The sequence below is a fragment of the Marinomonas sp. MED121 genome (assembly GCF_000153025.1).
In the GTDB taxonomy this organism is placed as follows: Bacteria; Pseudomonadota; Gammaproteobacteria; order Pseudomonadales; family Marinomonadaceae; genus Marinomonas.
This window is the reverse complement of sequence record NZ_CH672432.1, coordinates 291,127-308,928: the sequence shown is the minus strand read 5'-3', so window position 1 is coordinate 308,928 and position 17,802 is coordinate 291,127. Positions and strand designations below refer to the sequence as shown.

Sequence of the window (17,802 nt, the reverse complement as noted above, 5' to 3'; positions counted from 1 at the left end):
ATTATGAAAATTATGAATTGCCCACTAAACGGACCACGAAACATTAGTGAGTTTGTTTATGGTGGAGAGGTTAAACCCATGCCTGACATGGTGAACTGTTCAGATAAAGAGTGGGCCGAGTACGTTTTTTATTACGACAATACAATACGCATCGTACAAGAGTGGTGGTTTCATTCACCCTCTGGGTATTGGTTTATTGCGGAAAGGCACACTGCAAGTGATGAGATATTAAAAACTTATGATCCTTCTGAAATCTTTAAAGAGAGAATTGATTTCGAGGTAAAGGCTAAGCCAGCTCAGGAGGTTGTATCATGAGAGGTTATAATAGATTACCAAATTCAGCGGGCCTATTTATTAACCCTGCTAAGCCTGTCAACTTCACCTTTGAAGGTAAAAATTATCAAGGCGTAGAAGGTGACACAATAGCCAGCGCTTTGATCGCTAATGACCAATGGCTCATGTCTCGTTCATTTAAATATCATCGACCTCGTGGGCCATTAACCATGGCGGGCCAAGATGCCAATACACTCGTTCAGTTGGAAAATGAGCCAAATGTACTAGCTGATAGATCGAGTATTGTTGATGATATGAATGTTATGGGGCAGAACTATAATGGCTCCCTAGAGCATGATAAGGATGACAAATTAGGATACGCAGGGCGCTTTATGCCTGTGGGTTTCTATTACCGTGCTTTTTATAAGCCAAAAGGTGTTTGGGATAAATGGGAACCCTTTATCCGTAAAAAAGCGGGTTTAGGCTATGCTGATTTAAGTTTTACGCCTACTTATCATGATAAAGCGTATCTGTTTTGTGATCTTGCAGTTATTGGCGCTGGCCCTGCTGGATTAGCTGCGGCATTAAAAGCGGCTGATGCTGGTGCAAATGTATTACTTATTGATGAGAACCCTATTATTGGTGGTGCGCTGACTTATCACAGATTTGATATAGCGGGTAAAAAAGCGCAAAGCCTAAGAGAAGAGCTAACAGAAAAAGTGCTTAACCATATCAATATTCAAACGCTAACGAGTGCAACGTGTAATGCTTGGTTTGCTGACAATTACTTGCCCGTTATTCAAGGCAATCGCATGTATAAAGTGCGAGCTAAGCAATGTGTGATTGCTTCTGGCGCATTTGAACAGCATGTCGTATTCAGAAATAATGATGTACCTGGTGTTGTGATGTCTAGCGCAGCAATGAGATTGATGTCTCAATATGCTGTTAAACCTGGTAATAAAGCCGTTGTGTTAACAGGTAATGATGATGGCTACTATTGTGCTCTAGAGCTTGCTAAGAATGGTGTAGAGGTCGCGCTCATTCTTGATATGCGAAAAGAAGGTGCTTCACCAGAATTAAAAAGTGCTGTTGCAAGTATTGGTCTACAAGTACGTCTAAATTCGACTGTTTATGAAGCACTTCCTAGCTCAGATAAAAAGCATTTATCTGGTGTGATGGTTCATGACATTAATGGTAAAGGTAGCGTATCCAAAAAAGGCGTAAAAGTAGACTGTGACTTATTGTGTATGTCGTCTGGCTATATGCCTGTTTACCAACTTTTATGCCAAGCTGGTGCCAAGCTAAGCTATAACGATGATTCAGCGTTATTCTCGTTAACAAACTTACCAGATAACTGCCAAATTGCTGGATCTGTAAATGGTGTACATGATCTTGATGCGGTAGTTAGGGATGGTGAGCTTGCAGCTCATTATAGTTTGTTGTCGTTAGGTTTAGAAACAATAGAGCCACAACCGATTTGCTGCAAGGTTAAAACAAATTTCGAATGGCCAATTTTCAAACACCCAAAGGGTAAAGACTTTGTTGATTTTGACGAAGACCTTCAGGCCAAGGATATTGTCAACGCGACACGATTAGGCTACAGAGATATTCAGTTAGTTAAGCGTTTTTCAACCGTTGGTATGGGGCCATCTCAAGGTAGACACTCAGCACTACCAACAGCACGTTTGGTTGCTGATGCAACGAATAGAACCGTTACCGAAACAGGTGTTACAACTGCAAGGCCGCCATTTGTGCCTGAAAAGTTGGCGAATATTGCTGGTCGAATTTTCAACCCACATAAATATACGCCTATGCATAAGCGCCACCTAGAGCTTGGTGCTCATATGATACCTGCTGGTGTGTGGCGCAGACCTGCTTACTATGGGTCTCCTGCTGAACGTGATGATGTAATTCAGCGCGAATCAGTGATGGTGCGTAATGCTGTTGGCATGATAGATGTGAGTACCTTAGGGGGCTTAGAGGTTAGGGGTCCTGATGCGGCTGAGTTTGTAAACAGAATCTATACTTTTGCCTTCTTGAAACAGCCTGTAGGTAAGACACGTTATGCTGTCTTAACTAATGAGCAAGGTGTTGTGATTGATGATGGTGTTGCCTGTCGTATAGAAGATGATCATTATTATATTACTGCGACAACGAGTGGCGTTGATGCCGTTTATCGCGAAATGACAAAATGGAATGCTCAATGGCGCCTAGATGTTGATATCGCAAATGTGACTTCTGCATTCTCTGCTGTGAACGTGGCCGGTCCATTGTCTAGGAAAGTACTTGAAAAAGTCTGTTCAGATGTTGATCTTTCAAACGAAGCATTCCCTTATCTTGGTTATCGTGAAGGTACGATTCAGGGTGTGCCAGTTAGACTATTAAGAGTTGGTTTTGTGGGTGAGCTTGGCTATGAGATTCATATGCCTAGTTTATTTGGTGAAACACTTTGGGATCTCCTAATGGAAGCAGGTAAAGAGTTTGATATGAAGCCTTTTGGGGTTGAGACTCAGCGCCTTTTGAGGTTGGAAAAAGGTCATATTATCGTTAGCCAAGATACAGATGGTATGTCTCATCCAGGCGAGTTATCACTTGATTGGGCGATTAGTCGTAAAAAACCATTCTTTATAGGTAACCGTTCTGTCGATATCGTTATGGCACGAGAGCAAACTCGTAAATTGGTTGGCTTTAAATTAGATGCTAAATCAAGTCGCCCGAAAGAAGGCCACATTGTTTTGGCATCAAATTCACAACTTGATTGCGCAATTACAGGCAATGTCACTTCATCAGAATTTTCAACGACTATAAATGCGAATATCGGCATGGCATTTGTTGGCATTAATCAGCAAGAGGTTGGTTCTAAGTTTCCGATACGTGTTGATAATGGCGAGCTTGTTATGGCTGAGGTTGTGCCTTTACCTTTTTATGATGTTGATAATGCCCGTCAGGAGGTGCTGTAATGAATTTCTATAACCTAAGTTCGGCTGTAGAGCTTCGTCGTAGTCAATTGGTCGTTGGCTCACCTGAATTAATAAACTCAAACATCAGTATGCATGATCATACCTTATTCTCGAGAGTGGGATTTAGAGGGAGGGGCGTAGAGTCCTTTCTAAGAGAGCAAGGTCTCAATGTACCTGCTGTTCCTAATCAATCAGTTGTAACTGCGGCTGGCGTGCTTGTATTGCGCCTCAGCCACACAGAGTTTTGGGTTATTGATACTGATAAGTCGCAACATGAGTTTATTGAAGCGTTAGAACTTGCGTCAAAGGGTGTTGCTAATGTTTATCGTTTATATTGTCAGCATAGTCACGGATGTTTTCTAGTGAGAGGTGAAAATACATCGAATATGTTTGCCAAAGTGTGTGGCGTTGATTTGAGTGAAAAGGCATTTGAGTGTGCAAGTATCGCTCAAACCTCTGTCGCCAGAGTGAATGCTATTATCGCTAAGCAAGTTATTTCTGGTGAAGAAGGCTATTTAGTTCTATCTGATATAGCAGGCACTCAACACTTATGGGATGCGATTGCGGATGCAAGTGCAGAGTTTAATTAGCGCTAAAGAAACTAAGCTAATCGCTGTTTAAATTCAGAAAGTAGCTTAAACCCGTTTATCGCTTTTACAAAAGCCTGATTAAGTATTATTGATCAGGCTTTTTGATTGTATATAAATTAGCCTTAACTAGACTTGCTCATTTCAAATAAACTGAAAACCTCACTTGTTTGTGTGTTCTCTTATATCGGTAAAATCAAGTTTATGAGACTTCATCAAAGCCACTATTTCCTTGGCTTTATCTCTTTTAGAATTTATTAAGTGGACGGATTCAAGAAAGATTGACTTAAGTTTATCAATCGCAGCTTGAGTGTAATGTTCGGCGATGAATGTGATGAGTTTGTTTTGATCTTCTCTTGATAACTTGCTCACATCAAAAAGTACAGTTTGAGCAATCAGTCTTAAAGGTTGTGTTTTTAAGTGGGGATCAGAATAAGAGTTCGCAACTTTAGATTTTCTTCCCGCTTTATCAAGTAGCTTTATGAAAAGTGTGTAATTAGCATAATTATCAATGGATTTTGATAAATGTGTGACAGTAGACTCATAGGAATGAATGCGTAATACGCTTTCAAAAAGATGAATGATATTTAAATTATTCAAAGACCTTTACCTTTATTATGATATCTAAAACGCTGGGTACGAAAATATTATTTGGCACCTACTAGCAGCAAGTGGATGAAAATATAATTGATTAAGTATTGATCAAAAGTAAGAAAAATCTAGCTTCTCTTATGATTACTCTAAGTAATGCAATTCGTTTTAATTATAAAGCTTGATTATTGCATTTAAAGAATGTAGATTTTTGTAAAGTGTCACTTTTTGATTCTGAAAGGTTCAAAAAGGATGTGTGTGACATGACTTTAATCAAAGTTAATTATTCTAAGGTTTGATTCTTGCAAGGTCAATAAAAGAAATAAATCAATTAGTTAGTAAGTAGCTGTACGAGTATTTTAGGTGAAGGCATTTTTGTTGTTTTCTAATTGATATCAATAGAGGCAGTTATATTTGAGATTGGCTTAATGGAATGAGCTAAAGGGAGTGTTTGGAGCATTAATTATGGATATTAAATTACTACTGGTAGATGATCAAAACCTAATCAGAATGGGCATTGCTAGCCTTTTAGGGCTGACTGGAAAAGTTGAGGTTGTGGCGCAACTCGACAATGGTTTAAATGTTATTGAGTCAATTAAAAGGTTTAAACCTGATGTCATGCTGTTAGATATTAAAATGCCAAAAATGAGCGGTATTGAAGTATTGGCATTAATGAATGAAAAGAATATATCCCTGCCGACTATTATGCTGACCGCGTTTGAAGAGCATCACCTTGTATTGGAGTCTATTAGGTTAGGTGCAAAAGGTTATATTAGAAAAGATGTCAGTTTAGAGCTTTTACTGACTGCTGTTGAAAAAGTCTATGCTGGAGAAGTGTTTGTTCAGCCCGTTGTTACAAGTCAAATATCGGAAGAAAAAACGGCTCAAAATGAAAATAAGCAAGATGGATTATCGTCTAATGAAATTCAGGTCCTAAGACTTATTGCTGCAGGTTATTCAAATAATGAAATCTCGGAGATTATGTTCAAATCCGCAGGAACGATTCGAAATAAAGTTTCTTTTATATTAGCCAAGCTGCAAGTAAGGGACAGAACACGCGCCGTGATAAAAGCCATCGAACTTGGTGTTATTTAATTTATTAATTCGTGACATTTGACAGCATCACCTTAAATCATACTCAAATAAAATACGCCCTCTAAAATTAAAGATACTTAAAGTGGGATGATTGGATGGGTTTAGCTATTCAAGAGCAGATGGAGCTTGAGGTGGCTGATGAATTGATCTCAGTTACCGACCTTGATGGTGTAATTACATATGCAAACGATGCATTGTTAAATCTTACTGGCTATCAAATGGATGAGTTAGTTGGAGAGCTTGTATCAGTACTTGAGCATGAAGATATGCCTAAAGTAGCAAGGGTGAATCTTTCAAAAAAACTAAAGCAAAAAAGAACTTGGCGTGGTGCTGCTAAAAAAGTGTGTCGGGATGGCGGTTTTTTCTGGGTCGAGGAAAATGTGACACCAATCTATGAGAATTCACGTGTTGTGTCTTTTCAATATGTTGCTAAGCCCCTTAAAAAAGGTTACAAGGATGCGGCGATAAAGCTATATGCTCAATTAAAAGAAAAGAAATCAGCTTTTTATATCGTTGAGAATTATTATTTTCGATTAGCTTTGTACGCACTCTTAACGTTAATCATTTATATGTTTTCACTTGTATCTAAGTCTTTAGCTTATTTTTATACTTTGATGCCAATAGTGATTTACCTGATGGAAACTAAGAAAGCGTTGACTTTTTTTGAATCTTTTTCAGGCAATTTTGATGATGTAACACGCTATATATTTAGCGAAAGCCCAGATCACGACAGTCTTTTATAGGTTTTAGCTTAAAAAGTTCGTGATAGTTTTAAAAACCATCTCTCTATATTAGAAAGGTGGTTTTTTTGGCTCAATGGCATAGGGCTAATCTGACGAGGTGAAGCAAAAGCTAATCTGTTTTCACAACTCTCTGAGCTATGTAATGGTTTCAAAAAAGCAGTTGAACTTGAACGCTAATTCAAAATTTTGACTTAAGCTCATCGTAACAATTTTTTTAACTTATCATTATCCTTACATTATCCTTGCATTATCGCTTCATTGTGATGAATGTTTTTGGGCTTGGCTTCTCCTTGTTTTTGCTTTGCTTCTCTCTACTTCTCTTGGCTTTTGTCGTTATCTCACATCTAATCGTTTTTATTTTATATGTCTTATGTCTTATTTATGTACTTTGGTTCATTTGAAACGGCGATTTTTGCTGTAAAGTTTTTAATCTAATGATTCGAATGGCGTTTTTGTGCAAAAAAATGCAAATAGGTTGACTTTTCTTGCACATTTCGAGTTTCATAGGGGGTAAATAAATTGTATTAAAGTAAATGCACAAAAGTTTGTTTGGAGCTAATCCTATGCAAATCGATTGTGCGAGATTAAGGAAGATCAAGTGACATTAGATTTGTCTATCAAAAATCGTTTTCACTCTGATAACTACCAGCTAATTGAGATGATTGGTCAAGGTGGTTTTGGCGTAGTGTATAAAGCGAAACAGATAAGCACTGATCAAGTGGTTGCGATCAAATTCCTTTCAATATCCTCTGAATTTGATGAGAAAAAGCGAGAGCGTTATTTAGAGCGATTTCAGAGAGAGACTTCCTTAAGTAGTCGTCTACAACATCCAAACATTGTACGTTTATTAGATAAGGGCGTTTGTGATGATGATCTTGTTTATGCTGTTTTTGAATATGTAAGCGGCAAGTCATTAAAGCAACATTTATCTGAAAAAGGCGCGCTGCTGCCAGCTGAAACAGCAAACCTAATGGGACAAGTGTTAGATGCTCTAGCTCATGCCCATGATCAAGGTGTCATACACCGTGATTTAAAACCCGCCAACATCATGCTTAGTAAGCTGGGTACTAAAGAACACATCAAAATCCTAGACTTTGGTATAGGCACCCTAAGTAATGAAGTAAGACAGCATGATTATAAATCGATTACTTTAACGCATGAAACTTTGGGGACGCCTTCTTATAGTGCCCCAGAGCAGCTAAGGGGAGAGTCTCCCTCAATAAAAAGTGATATTTATGTTTGGGGGTTAGTATTTATTGAGTGCTTAACGGGTGAACCTGCAATCACAGGTAATAGCCTAGCTTCAATATTTCATAAACAATTAAGCTTATCTAATGTGCCTATTCCAACGGCTGTTGCCGGTCACCCTGTTGCCAACTTATTAAGACGAGTGTTGAACAAAAAGGTGAATGAAAGAGCAGGGGATGCTGCCCTTATTTATCATGACCTAAAACAAATAAATATTAACTCATTGGTTGGAGATCTTAGTTTAAGACAACCAAAAGGTTCCAAGATTAATGTCGGTGATAACAATAGCCAAGAATCACTACTTGTATCTAATTCAGAGAGTTTAATAACAACTGAACGTGAGATATCGGGTGATACAAAACTTGATGAGGTATCCGCAGGGCTACTAGAAACCCAGATAAATACGGGTTTGATTTCAAATGCAGGCATGATTGAAAGGAAGCAAATATCAATATTATGTGTGACACTTTCTTTAAAATCTTTAACGAGTTCAAATGAAGTAGAGCTTGATCTTGAGTATCTTGATGTCCTTCATAGAGATGCTAAATCTCAGTGTATAGATATCGCGATCAGGTACGGTGCTTTCCACGCAGGCACCCTTGGCGACACCATACTGTTTTATTTTGGTTATCCATCAGTAAGTGATAACGATAGTCGACTTTGTGCACGAACAGCATTAGATATTACAAGTAATATTAATCAGACTAATGCTTTACTAAGATCTCAAGGCCAGCTTAAAGTTGAAGCTAGAATGGGAATGCATACTGGCATGGTAAGTCATTATGCGGATGCCATGCCAGAAGGTGTCGCAATAAATGTTGCCATGGAATTAGCGCGACTTTCTAGACCTAAGCAAGTGCTGTGCTCACAATCAAGTAAGAGCTTATTGGAAGGGTATATTGAATTTAAAGGCTGTTTTAACAGCTTTCTTGGGGCTAAAAGTGTTGATGAAATTATTTATCAAATTGTTGGAGAGAGATTGAATGAGGCTTTTGGTTTCTTAAGAGGAACTAGAGTCTCACGATCGTTCATAGGCCGTGAAAAAGAGCTACAGCTATTAGAGGATGCTTTTCAAAATATAAATCAAAATGACATATCTTTTATACATATTAAAGGCGAGGCTGGAATTGGAAAATCTCGTTTGATATATGAGGTTAGAAGTTTAGCACGTGGTTTTCAACACTATATGTGTCAGTTTTTACCAGAGCATCGTCATAGTGGACTTCACCCAATTTTTAATATCATAAAGAATAAATATAATTTTCATGATGAAGGGAATGATGAGTTAGCTGAAGAGTTTAAGCTAAATATTCGATCAACCTTAGAAAAATCTCCTAACGTCGATATCAATGTTTCATTTCCACTTGTTTTAACTTGGTTGAATTTAGCTATACCTGAAGAGTTCACTCATAATGTTTTAGAGCCAGATGTTCAAAAAAACATACTTTTCGAATCTGTGGCAATTCTTCTTTTGTCAGATAGAAGTGGTAATGTTGAAATACAGAAATTGTTTGTTTTTGAAGATGCTCATTGGTCAGATCCTACATCCATTGATTTTTTATTGTTTCTATTCGAAAGTGAGTTATATAAGGTATCAAAATCAATTGTTATATTAACCTCAAGAGTTGATATTCCAAATAAAATTGAAGCAAAAAACAACCTTTATTTAGAGTTGTTGGGGTTTAGTAAAAATAATAGTTCATTATTTATTAAAAGCCTTTTTGGAAAAGAAAATATTAGTGACAAAGTAGTTAATGAAATATTGCTTAAAACTGACGGTATACCTCTTTTTATTGAAGAGCTTGTAAGTATGGCTGTTAGTAAAGGCATTGTTCAGCATTTAAATGGAATAATAGACTTTGTTAGCGAAGAGGCGGTTAAAGAAATCCCAGAAACTTTAATGGAGTTTTTACAGTATAAAATTGATGGGCTGAAATCTTCAAAAGAAACTGTTCAAATTGCTTCTGCAATAGGTCGAGAGTTTGATTTGAATATTCTAATCTCCTCATCTACAAAGGGGGTTCAAGATGTTCATTCTGACTTGTTTGAGCTAGTTCAAAAAGAGTTGATTTATAAGCAAAGAAGAATTGATGGTGATGTATATATCTTTAAGCATGCCTTAGTAAGGGATGCTATATATGAAAATTTAGAGAAGAATTTAAGGGTCAAAATAAGTGATAAAATTTCAGATGTTTTAATCAGTCGATGTGATAAAAACTCGTATATAGATCTCAAAGATATTTCATCGCATTTAGTTATCGCCAAGAGATATTCAGAAGGGATAAGTTATGCAACTGCGTCTATATATAAAATGGAAAAGTTGGCTTTAAGTAGTGAGCTCTTAAGTTTTGGAACTAAAGTCTTAGATTGGTTTAAGATTTTTAATGATCAAGAAAGTGAGTTGCAATTATATAAAATATTACTGTCCTCAGAGTTAATGATGAATAGCTACTCTTCAAAAAAAGCTTCGTTGTGGTCTGTTAGGATAAGAGAAATATTAAATAATACTGAAGAACTTGATTTACAGTTATCATCAGAGATGTCTGATAATATTAAAGTACTTGAGTTCCTCAACTTATATTATTCTTCAAAGTTTGATGAGGCAAAGGAGCTTGGTCTTAGATTAATAGAAGAGTACGGAGAGAATGGAGATGATAATAAAAACCTACTAGTTAATTGTTTTTTATCTCAAATATATCAATTAGAAGGTGAGTTTGATAAAGCAATAAAATCATTTGATATGCTATTAGATAATTATGACCCTAAAATTCATCGAAATATATTTATAGAATCTGATTCTGATTTCTTACCGTATTGTAAAGCAATGATGTCACTTTCTTATATACATAATGATACTATTGAGAAAGCAATAAAATTAGCAGATGAATCAGTTTTACTATCTAAAAAAGGGCAGTATCATATTTCATGTGTAGTTTCTCATATTTTTAGTGCGCTATCCTATTTTTTTAATGGTGATGAAGAAAGGGTTATATCTATTTGTGAAAGTTATTATGAAAATTTTTATTGCCCTGATAATCGTGTATATCATATCGTTTTTTTAGAAATACTATATTTTATAGCAAAGGGTGATCTTTCTGAGGCGCGTAAGATTATTTTAGATCTTTATAATTCAAGTAACTACTTTTCAATTGGATGGTATACTCACTTTTTAGCTAAAAAAATGATTGAAGAAAAGAAATTTGATGAAGCTGTAGAGATCATGGAGCTATCGCTTGCAAAATCAGAAAATACATCTGAAGTGGCTACTCTTCCAATTATCTTGAATACCCTTGCTTATTCTTTATATAAAAAGAAAGGTGTTAAAACTAATCATATTGATAATCTTTTGTTTTTGTCGGCTAAGATTTCTAAAAAGCAGGGCGCTGTTTTTTTTGAAAAAGAATCTCGTCAAATATTAAACGAGATGAAATAATGGAATATAAATAGAGGTATATAATGAATAGTTTAATTAACTTTAGATCTACATTTGTAGCAGCGATCGCTGACTCATGGAATAATGAAAACTTTAGAAAAGAATTTGTTGAAAGTGGTAAAGATTTATTGGGTTTTCTTCAATATAAAACAATTGAAAACGAAGAGAAAGAGCATTCAGTTGTTGATAATTGCGTTTTTATCAACCCTTGGAAAAGTGTTGAAATAGTTTTTGCATATCCAGATTTAGTGTGGAAGCCTGTTGAGGAAAATGGCTGGACAGGTGATAATAGTGGTGTGTTAATTACTATTCCAAAAATACCAGAAGGGGATTCTGAGCTCTCTAATGCTGAATTGTTAGCAAAGTACTTTAATATTTTTCCGACATTTTATGGTGGCCTTAAAACTGAAAAAGAAATACTAGCAGAACTTAAAGTCGATTTTCCTCATAGGTTTGAAAACATTGTTACAACTTCATTTGATATGCTATCAACTTACATTACTGGTCATTCTGCCGCACAGGTAAGCGATCATTTAGAAGATTTTACTGCTGTTATACTGCAAGTCATAGCTAAGTATTGGAACAATGAAAGTTTTAGAGATGAAATTACACCTAAAAATGAATCTTTTAATATCTTAGATAAAACTGTGCCACGGGATAAGTCACCAATATTATCTAAGCATTTTGAATATAAAAACCCTTGGAATATGAATATAGTTTTTCAGTATGATGAAGGTTTTGATCTGTCTGATGGGAAGCAGGCTGCTGAAACATATCCTAAAAATAAAATTTTGCTTTCATACCCACAAGTCCCTGATGTGATAACTAAAAGTTCTAGTCACAAGGAAATTGAACCTATTGCATTAGCTGATTATAACAAAGAAGGTGCTGCTCTGCCTTTCTCTTGTTGTTAATAGATGTCATTATGGAAGAATTAAAAAACAGTTATGAAAAAGATGGTTTTTTGGTTATTCCTGAAGTTGGATTGAATAAGGATGTGCTAATTAATATTAGTGCATCTTTACCAAGTATTCTTGAAAAATCTAAAGCCGGTTTCCCATACCTTTGTTTTTCAAATTATGGTGATAATACAAAGCTGCAAAGGGTAACTCAATTACATACTATTAGTCAGATTTTAAATCTTATTATAAATTCTGATATTGGGCGTATAGCTGCTGAAATTACGTCATCTAAAAAAATAAAAGTTTGGGGAAGTCAATTATATATAAAGCCAAGCGGCTGCTTTAAAAATGCAAATGTTGGTATTCATTCTGAATATAGTGAAATGCCCTTCTTTAGAGAAGGAGTATTAACAGCTTGGTTACCACTGACTGATATGAACTCGATTAATGGCACGCTAAGGTATCTTAGGTCTTCCCATCTAAATGAGAATTATAATTGTAAGGCTAGTGATACCAATTTAACCAGCCAAAAAAAGCATTTGGAAAACTACCTTTTATATAATGAATATGATGATATCCCTGTTAATTTGAAATTAGGTGGCGTCAGTTTTCACCATAATAAATTATTACATTATAGTGATATTAATGCTTCTTGCTCATCCAGATTTGCTTTAGCGATAGGTTTAATGACTGATAATTTAAGTATAAATAGTGACTTTAGTGATTATGGATATCTCAAGATATTAGATAATTTAAAATATTGTCCAATTATTTATCAAGATGATGGGTGTTATGCATAAAATTATAGACTCAGATAGACATGTGATGGAGCCGGTATCATTATGGAAAGATTATTTAGAACCTGCCATATACCAGAACTTCAAAGTAGAAACTAAAGTAGAAAACTTCAGTGATTTTGAGGGGGCGCTAAAAAATAGGCCCTCTTTATATAAATTGCCGCAAATATATTTTGTTGGTAACTCTCCCATATTGAATAATTGGGGGCCTAAAATACAAATTGCTACAGCCTTGAGAAGTGAGAGTACAAAAGCTGAAAGAATTGCTGCAATGGCTCCTGATACTCAGCTTGAATCTATGGATTCTAGTTATATCAAACAAGCAGCTATATTCTCTACCTTTGCTGGATTTATTGTTAATCATTCTGAACTACCAGCAGATGCTTCTCTTGCTTATGCAGATGCCTACAATCGCTGGCTTAAGGATTATTGTGACTATGATGCTGATCGCCTTAAAGGTGTGGGTGTCATAAGTCGTCATGATCCTAAGAATATGGTTGAGCAGCTTGAGAAGGTTGTTGAGTATGGCTGGACTTCAATTACTTTAAGACCTGAAGTAATTGCTGCTCGAGTGTTGGGGCACGAAGATTACAACGACTTTTGGGCTGCGTGTGAAAAGCACAATATCGCAATCGCTTTCCATGGTGGCACTAATCTTCATGCTCCCACAGCGGGAACGGATAGGTTTACTTCTCGGTTTGCTATGCATGCCTGCTCGCATCCAATGGAAGCTCAAATGGCCTTTGTCTCTTTATTAGAGGCGGGGGTCTTAGAGCGACATCCAAGGTTGAAGTTTGCCTTTTTGGAGGCGGGCGCATCTTGGGTGCCTCATTGGTTGTGGCGTTTGGATAATATTTGTTATCCAGAGTTTCCAATGTTGGTTGAAGAAAATATTAAGATGTTGCCATCTGAATACTTTAAGCGCCAATGTTGGGTTGGAATTGAATTGGGTGAACCCTGCTTAAGAGAAGTGATTGATGTTATTGGTCACGATAAACTTTTGTATGGAAGTGATTTCCCTCACCCAGATCATTTGCACTTTACAACGGACGATATTGCTCAGCAATTAAGTGAACTTAATGAAACTGAGCTTCGTGCAGTATTAGAGCAAAATGCAATAGACTTCTATGGTTTCGAGCCTTCTGATAATAAAAGTAATTTAGATAAAAAATCACTTTTAGAGGAGGTTGAGTAAATACATGGAAGTTATGTCTCGCGTTTATCATTGGCATGGTCAGTTTAATGTCTATGTATTGAAAAACAAAGATGTCTTGCTGCTGTCCCCCGGACAGCAGCTTTTATTGCCTCAGGCCCAATTTCCTTTTGTGGATGAAATTAATGGAGCGCTAGCAGTAGAAGATATTTTGGCCAAAAAGGGTCAACTTGATGAAAAATCATCTTTATTTTTATATCAATTAAATAAGCTGCAAGAGTTGGCACTTATTAGTCATAGTGATGATGAGTGTGACTATCATCAACCAAGTTTAATAAATACGCCAAAGCAATACTTATTAAAGCCTTCAACTTTATCTCGTCCCATACTCATAAAGGTATACAGTGAGTGCTCAGAAGGTTTGATAAAAAGCTTTACTACTTGGCTAGAAGTAAATGCTGATGTTCATGCTTTATTGCAAAATAATTTGCCGATTACTTTTGCTTTAGTTGACGATTTTACTGATGCGAGTGTGCTTGAAGAAAGTGAGGTAAATATCATTCTGGTAAAGCTGACGGGTGATGCTATTAGTATTAGCTCGGTTTTTAGGTCTTCAGAATTCAAATTACTAACTTGTTTGCAGTCTCAACTTTTGGAAAATCAGCCGGTACGTAAAATGCTCCAACGCGCTTTTCCAGATGCTAATCATGCTTATCCATTTAAGCTAGCCCAAGTGCTTACTCATGAAGAGTTGTCTGCCATTTATCGCATGTTAACAGCGCAATTATCTTCTGATTTAACGGATAAAAAGCTCTCTATTTACCGTAAATCAAATGCCAGTTTTGAGACTCATAGTATTAATTTAGCGTTAGATAATGATCTTGTTTTCTCGGACCAGATTAATTCCCCGATAAGGCTAAATGCTTGTATCAGTCAATTTAACATTGACGGTGGATCCAGAAGCATTTCAGCGAGTGAAACCGTTAAGAAACTCATGCCGTTAGTTAGTCCGATTACTGGTGTGATCAATCATTTAGAAGTGATTGGTGAGACACCTGAGTCGCCGATCAAAATTTACCGTACAGGCTTTTTTAAGACGAATAATAAGTCAACTGAATTTGAGTTTGATAGAAATAGTTTTGTTCAAATCTGCCTAGGTAAAGGGGTAAGTCATGCTCAATCAAAAGCGAGTGCCTTATCCGAAAGTATTGAGCGTTACGCTGCCTTGTATCAATTTGATGTCAGCTTATTGCAAAGTTCAAAATCAAATATGTTAGCGTCTGGCAAACAGCTTTATGATTTTCAAAGTTTAGTGCCATACAGTGCGAACCAATACCATAAATTTAATACCAGCAATCATCCTGACGCTGCGTTAAAGCAGGCTGCCAAACCCTATAAAGATGAGACTATTCATTGGTTACCGACTTGGTCATTGACCCAAGAGGAGCAGGTGTATGTACCACTTTCTCAATGCTTTAGTAATATTCCTTTTTCAGATGATGAGTTTGGTCGTTGGCACTCAAATGGTTGTGCGGCTGGGAACACGCTGGAAGAGGCGATCTTACAAGCCCTTTTTGAGTTGATAGAAAGGGATGCAACGGCTATCTGGTGGTACAACAAACTAGTTTGTCCCAAGTTTGATTTGACTGGTTTAAATCCTGAAAACCTTTCAAAACTAGATCAGAGTTTAAGTCCATCGCCAGATTTAGGGCATGAGTATTGGGTGTTAGATTTAACGTCTGATCTGGGGGTGCCTGTTATGGGGGCGATTGGGAAAGATAAGAAATCAGGAGGCTTGGTAATGGGTTTTGGTTGCCATCTTATTCCTGAAATGGCTGCGCAAAGGGCATTAACTGAGCTTTGTCAGCTAATCCCTATACGAGATCAAAATGCTGCCCCGTTTGATTTTGATGAAATTGAAGAGGGTGAATACCTTTTTGGTAGTCTGCTTGGCGAAAGTAATACCTATGCTATTAAGCCAAGTCAGGATATTAAAGAAGATATTTTGTCCATCGTGGCACAATTAAAAACCAAAAATATGGAAGTGTTGGCGCTAAACTATAGTCGCGCTCATATTCCCTTATTTACAGCAAAGATTTTTGTTCCAGGTTTGTGTCACATTTGGCCTCAATTAGCGAATGAGCGACTTTATCAGGCTCCTTATGCTATGGGCTATAGTGGGATTGCTAATACGGAGCAATCTATTAATCAGCAGCCACTATATATATAAAATATATTAATAGGGCTTACATAAAACTGTAATTATCTGTAATTGTGTCGATACTTGGGCATTGTTACAGTGCAAAATCTTAAGGATGAGGGGAAAGGTATGGCAATTCTAATTAACGGCAGTACTGGTGAAAAAGTAATCATACAGCCGCAACATATTTTTGGTCGTCACCCAACGACTGAAACAGAATTGGATCACCCAGAGGCGTCTCGTACTCATGCCGTTGCAATTTGGGATGGTGAGGGTTGGATGTTACAAGATATCAGTACTAACGGTACTTTTATTAATGGAACTAAGTTAGTGCGAGGTGAAAAGACTCGTATTAACCTTAAGGATGAGATTCAATTTGGTGGTTTAGAAGTCACATCATGGTATGTGAATGACTTAACGCCGCCAGCAAGTATGCTTTTGCCTGTGACTAAAGGGCTGCCTATTATTTATCTTAATGGTATTACAGTGTTGCCATCAGAAGATAATCCAGAGGTTGCAATTTATCAAAATGCCAGAGGGCTTTGGATGTGTGAAAATGACACAGGTCCCTATGAGCTGAAAATGGGTGACAAGGTGGGTAGCTACGATAAACAGTGGAAGTTTGTCGACGGTGAAACCAGTATTGAAACCAGCTTTATGGCCGATAATATTGCACTAGCACCTAAGAAGGTTGCCTTTAATTTTGATGTTAGTCAAAACGAAGAGCATGTATCTATTAAGCTAATGCTTGATGATAGGGAAGTTGATCTTGGGCTGAGAAATCATCATTACCTGGTTCTTATGTTGGCTAGAAAGTTTCAAGAAGATCAGGCTTACGGTATGAGCCTTTCTGAGTGTGGCTGGTTGGATAAAGATCTTTTATGCAAAATGCTTGGTCAAAATGAAAATCATATTAATATTCAGATTTATCGTTTTAGAAAGCAATTTTTAGAAGCCTATCCATTGCCAGAACAAATGCCTCAAGTGATAGAAAGACGCACGGGTGAAATACGCTTTTATTCAACAGATATTCAGATCATTGGCGGCATGAAATTACGTGAAAAGGACGAATACAAAAACAAAAATGTATTCTTAAACTAAGCTAAATTTTCCGCTTTAGAAATGGCTTTAAGTGAATGCTTAAAGCCATTTTTTTGTGTCTTAAAAACGTCAATTCTTCCTAAAATAAATTTAATAGATATTTGTTTGTCTTGATGGTTTTGTATAAATGTGAGCTGTGGCTAACTTAATTTACTTTTCTACTAAAGAAAGCAAGAAGCAAGAAAGATAGGGTATTAGAGGTAAGAGGATATGAATTTAAATCAAAAGGATAAATTTAATAAATAATTTATCTTAATATTGGTTTTTTAAAAAACGCCCACCTAATCAGTGGGCGGAGATTGCTACAAAATTCGACGCAAAGTAGCCAAGGGAAATAAAACTGAATAAACAGTTTTAGGTGAGGCTAGGCAGAAATTTATGCCCAATGGAGCTCACCGAATGATTTATAACGCGTTATAAATCAATAAAGTTAGCTTTACCTTGTGCTTCTGCTAACTCTGCAGCAGCCGAGGCAACAGCTAAATCTTGAAGGCCAACACCTGTGCCATCAAATAGAGTGATTTCATCTTCAGAAGTACGGCCTAGGTGAGTGCCATTAATGACTTCACCAATAGGGGTAATCTCTTCTACTTTAATTAAGCCTGATGCAACTGCATGTTGTGCTTCGCCCAATGAAATTGATTGAGCAACTTCATCAGTAAAGACTGTGGCAGACGCTAATAAGTCAGCATCAACTTCCTGCTTACCTTTAGTATCGG

General features: G+C 36.7%; 12 protein-coding genes and 1 pseudogene. 11 read left to right on the top strand and 2 right to left on the bottom strand.

What is annotated here, in order from left to right; genetic code table 11:
* Positions 1-3 precede the first annotated feature (3 nt).
* Genes MED121_RS16630 through MED121_RS16620 form a run of 3 tightly spaced genes read left to right on the top strand, consistent with a single transcriptional unit; the run spans position 4 to position 3,823 of the window.
* Entirely contained in the window at positions 4-315 is a 312-nt protein-coding gene (locus tag MED121_RS16630; RefSeq protein ID WP_009834901.1) for a sarcosine oxidase subunit delta, read from the top strand.
* Positions 312-3,233, top strand: coding sequence for a 2Fe-2S iron-sulfur cluster-binding protein (locus tag MED121_RS16625; protein ID WP_009834900.1), 2,922 nt, complete (start codon positions 312-314; stop codon positions 3,231-3,233). The genes MED121_RS16630 and MED121_RS16625 overlap by 4 nt, the downstream gene beginning before the upstream one ends.
* Positions 3,233-3,823 carry a sarcosine oxidase subunit gamma gene (locus MED121_RS16620; protein WP_009834899.1) on the top strand — a complete coding sequence of 197 codons (591 nt, stop codon included), beginning with the start codon at positions 3,233-3,235 and terminating at the stop codon, positions 3,821-3,823. The genes MED121_RS16625 and MED121_RS16620 overlap by 1 nt, the downstream gene beginning before the upstream one ends.
* A 159-nt stretch (positions 3,824-3,982) precedes the next feature.
* On the opposite strand, the gene MED121_RS16615 is transcribed toward MED121_RS16620, so the two are convergent.
* A complete protein-coding gene (locus MED121_RS16615) occupies positions 3,983-4,420 on the bottom strand; it encodes a hypothetical protein (RefSeq protein WP_009834898.1) in 438 nt (145 codons plus the stop codon).
* A gap of 456 nt (positions 4,421-4,876) precedes the next feature.
* Between MED121_RS16615 and MED121_RS16610 the strand changes: the two genes are divergently transcribed.
* The 8 genes from MED121_RS16610 (at position 4,877) to MED121_RS16575 (ending at position 17,083) form a co-directional block, all read left to right on the top strand.
* Positions 4,877-5,506 carry a response regulator transcription factor gene (locus MED121_RS16610; RefSeq protein ID WP_009834897.1) on the top strand — a complete coding sequence of 210 codons (630 nt, stop codon included), beginning with the start codon at positions 4,877-4,879 and terminating at the stop codon, positions 5,504-5,506.
* Between the two features lie 95 nt (positions 5,507-5,601).
* The gene (locus MED121_RS16605) at positions 5,602-6,249 is read left to right on the top strand and encodes a PAS domain S-box protein (RefSeq protein ID WP_009834896.1); all 648 of its coding nucleotides are present in this window, start codon (positions 5,602-5,604) and stop codon (positions 6,247-6,249) included.
* A gap of 598 nt (positions 6,250-6,847) precedes the next feature.
* Entirely contained in the window at positions 6,848-10,930 is a 4,083-nt protein-coding gene (locus MED121_RS16600; RefSeq protein WP_050764608.1) for a protein kinase, read from the top strand.
* Positions 10,931-10,953: 23 nt separating this feature from the next.
* The gene (locus tag MED121_RS16595) at positions 10,954-11,844 is read left to right on the top strand and encodes a BMA_0021/BMA_0022 family TOMM bacteriocin (protein ID WP_009834894.1); all 891 of its coding nucleotides are present in this window, start codon (positions 10,954-10,956) and stop codon (positions 11,842-11,844) included.
* 11 nt (positions 11,845-11,855) lie between these two features.
* Positions 11,856-12,632 carry a phytanoyl-CoA dioxygenase family protein gene (locus MED121_RS16590; RefSeq protein WP_009834893.1) on the top strand — a complete coding sequence of 259 codons (777 nt, stop codon included), beginning with the start codon at positions 11,856-11,858 and terminating at the stop codon, positions 12,630-12,632.
* Positions 12,625-13,824 carry an amidohydrolase family protein gene (locus MED121_RS16585; RefSeq protein WP_207382833.1) on the top strand — a complete coding sequence of 400 codons (1,200 nt, stop codon included), beginning with the start codon at positions 12,625-12,627 and terminating at the stop codon, positions 13,822-13,824. The genes MED121_RS16590 and MED121_RS16585 overlap by 8 nt, the downstream gene beginning before the upstream one ends.
* A 13-nt stretch (positions 13,825-13,837) precedes the next feature.
* A complete protein-coding gene (locus MED121_RS16580) occupies positions 13,838-16,012 on the top strand; it encodes a YcaO-like family protein (RefSeq protein ID WP_207382832.1) in 2,175 nt (724 codons plus the stop codon).
* A gap of 99 nt (positions 16,013-16,111) precedes the next feature.
* Positions 16,112-17,083: an FHA domain-containing protein gene (locus MED121_RS16575; RefSeq protein ID WP_116371651.1), complete on the top strand. Its 972-nt coding sequence runs from the start codon at positions 16,112-16,114 to the stop codon at positions 17,081-17,083.
* A gap of 414 nt (positions 17,084-17,497) precedes the next feature.
* Here MED121_RS16575 and MED121_RS16570 read toward each other — a convergent pair.
* A pseudogene (locus MED121_RS16570) lies at positions 17,498-17,802 on the bottom strand (ornithine cyclodeaminase family protein); the annotation flags it as partial.

Excerpts from the sequence above, each read along its gene's own strand:
- MED121_RS16630 (WP_009834901.1), top strand. The coding sequence starts at position 4 with ATGAAAATTATGAATTGCCCACTAAACGGACCACGAAACATTAGTGAG.
- MED121_RS16625 (WP_009834900.1), top strand. The coding sequence starts at position 312 with ATGAGAGGTTATAATAGATTACCAAATTCAGCGGGCCTATTTATTAAC.
- MED121_RS16620 (WP_009834899.1), top strand. The coding sequence starts at position 3,233 with ATGAATTTCTATAACCTAAGTTCGGCTGTAGAGCTTCGTCGTAGTCAA.
- MED121_RS16610 (WP_009834897.1), top strand. The coding sequence starts at position 4,877 with ATGGATATTAAATTACTACTGGTAGATGATCAAAACCTAATCAGAATG.
- MED121_RS16605 (WP_009834896.1), top strand. The coding sequence starts at position 5,602 with ATGGGTTTAGCTATTCAAGAGCAGATGGAGCTTGAGGTGGCTGATGAA.
- MED121_RS16595 (WP_009834894.1), top strand. The coding sequence starts at position 10,954 with ATGAATAGTTTAATTAACTTTAGATCTACATTTGTAGCAGCGATCGCT.
- MED121_RS16590 (WP_009834893.1), top strand. The coding sequence starts at position 11,856 with ATGGAAGAATTAAAAAACAGTTATGAAAAAGATGGTTTTTTGGTTATT.
- MED121_RS16585 (WP_207382833.1), top strand. The coding sequence starts at position 12,625 with ATGCATAAAATTATAGACTCAGATAGACATGTGATGGAGCCGGTATCA.
- MED121_RS16580 (WP_207382832.1), top strand. The coding sequence starts at position 13,838 with ATGTCTCGCGTTTATCATTGGCATGGTCAGTTTAATGTCTATGTATTG.
- MED121_RS16575 (WP_116371651.1), top strand. The coding sequence starts at position 16,112 with ATGGCAATTCTAATTAACGGCAGTACTGGTGAAAAAGTAATCATACAG.